This is a genomic window from Vibrio sp. 2130-1, assembly GCF_033339515.1.
The window spans coordinates 1-628 of the sequence record NZ_JAWOUT010000418.1 but is presented as its reverse complement, the minus strand read 5'-3'; the positions used below and the strand labels follow the sequence as shown (position 1 = coordinate 628).

The 628-nt window shown below is 49.2% G+C and carries 1 protein-coding gene; it reads left to right on the top strand.

Annotated elements, in window-relative coordinates; all coding sequences use genetic code 11:
* Window positions 1-628, top strand: a 628-nt coding sequence (locus R7Q09_RS26585; protein WP_318143998.1) for a VCBS domain-containing protein, incomplete at both ends; no start/stop codon positions are given.

Genomic DNA, 628 nt, shown 5'->3' with positions numbered 1-628 from the left:
GACTCGAATGCGACACCTGTTGATGGATTAACCTCACAAGGCGTAGCCGTCACAATGACGGAAACTGCCAATTCTGATGGCAGCTTCACCTATACGGCAACAGCAGGGACAAATCCGGTTTTCACATTAACCGTCAATCCCGACGGCAGCTACAACTTTACCCTTGAAGGTGCGATTGATCACGCAGCAAACAGTGACAGCTTAACGCTAAACTTCCCGATCACAGTGACAGATTTTGATGGAGACACGACTTCCGCCGTTATTCCTGTCACGATTACCGATGACCAACCGACTATCACAAATGTTGAAGCCATCAGTGTTGATGAAGACGACTTAGCGAACATCGGTTCGGACCAAAATGATTCACTTTCGATTGATGGGCAGTTCACGACAACGCAAGGTTCTGATCGCGTGGTGAGTTACCAGTTAGATACCTCTGTAGATGTGGTTGCAGGGCTCACCTCGCAAGGCAATCCAGTGGCGTTGATAGAGACTGCAAATCCTGATGGCAGCTTCAGCTACGTTGCGACCGCAGATGGCAACCCTGTCTTTACGTTGGTAGTGAAAACGGATGGCAGTTATAACTTCACACTGGAAGGCCCAATCGATCACGCGACTGGTAGTGATG